Annotated in this window: 1 protein-coding gene; it reads right to left on the reverse strand. The window is 64.3% G+C overall.

Annotated features, from left to right (window positions below; translation table 11 throughout):
- Positions 1–113 precede the first annotated feature (113 nt).
- A complete protein-coding gene (locus EOA60_RS33645) occupies positions 114–887 on the reverse strand; it encodes a gamma-glutamyl-gamma-aminobutyrate hydrolase family protein (protein ID WP_067003338.1) in 774 nt (257 codons plus the stop codon).
- Between the last annotated feature and the right edge of the window lie 346 nt (positions 888–1233).

The following is a 1233-nucleotide window of genomic DNA, read 5'->3' on the forward strand; positions in this document are numbered from 1 at the left end:
ATCCGATCGTCACCTTCGGTATTGCTGATGGCGACGGCTACGAATCCTATGCACCGGCCGCCCCGCTTTTGGCGCTGAACGCGACGACCAGCGACTGAGCTGCTCGGGTTCGGCTATTCCGCCGCCGCGCGTGCACCGGCCTTCGCCGCCGCATGCAGGCGCACGGCATCGCCGAAGGCGCGGAAGATCTTTGCCGAGTTGCTGTCCGACTTCACCCAATATTCGGGGTGCCACTGGACGCCGACGGCGAAGGCGCGGGCCTCCTTGACCGAGACGGCCTCGATCGTGCCGTCGGTCGCCAAAGCCTCGACCTGCAGTTTCGATCCGAGCCGGTCGATCGCTTGGCGATGCAGCGAGTTGACCTTGATGTCGCCGGCGCCGAACACGCCGGCGAGGCAGGTTCCGGGCTTGATCGAAATCGTCTGGTGGATGCCGAAGCGCTCGTCCTGATTCTCGCTCACCGGCGCGCGGTGATCGAGCGAGCCTTCGCGCTCCTGGATCTCGGTGCCGAGCGTCCCGCCCAGCGCCACGTTGAGCTCCTGGATCCCGCGGCAGATGGCGAGCAGCGGCACGCCGCGCTCGATCGCCTTGCGGATCAGCGGCAGCGTGGTGGAGTCGCGCGCCGGGTCGTAGGGGCCGTTGGCCTCGCTGGGATCGCCGCCATAGAGCGAGGGATGCACGTTGGATTTCGAACCCGTCACCATGACGCCGTCGACCGAGGACAGCAGCTCGTCGAAATCGAGCCGGTCGCCGAAGGACGGCACCAGGAGCGGGAACACGCCGGCGCCAGCGATCGCCGCTTCGATATATTGCTGGGGCGCGGCATGCCATGTGTAGTTGTCGAACTGGCGGACATCGGTTGAGACGGCAACGAGCGGCTGCTGCATTTTGGATACGGGTTCCATCGAGGGCTAACGAATTATTCTGCCTACAAAATAGGCGATCAGTCGGCACTTTGCCATGGCAAGTTTCGGCTCTCCGAATGGGCCAGGACGGTCGGCGTTAGACTATAGTTGCACGTTGCCCGCGGTGCTGGACTCGACATCTTGCCCGTGTATTGTTTCGCGCAGCCGATCAGGGCACCGCGGATGTCCGAGCATCGGTCTGTTGGTTCTAAACGGGAGGAAAATGCATGGATCGTCGTTCGTTCATCCGTAAGGCCGGTGCATCCGGTGTTGGTGTCGCGGCAGCGGCCGCCGCGCTTGCCACGCCGGCGATAGCCCAGTCCAATCC

It is taken from the genome of Mesorhizobium sp. M1A.F.Ca.IN.020.06.1.1 (assembly GCF_004023265.1).
Taxonomy (GTDB): domain Bacteria; phylum Pseudomonadota; class Alphaproteobacteria; order Rhizobiales; family Rhizobiaceae; genus Mesorhizobium.

Bases quoted from the DNA above. Each gene is read 5' to 3' on its own strand.
- EOA60_RS33645 (WP_067003338.1), bottom strand. From the start codon at position 887: ATGCAGCAGCCGCTCGTTGCCGTCTCAACCGATGTCCGCCAGTTCGAC.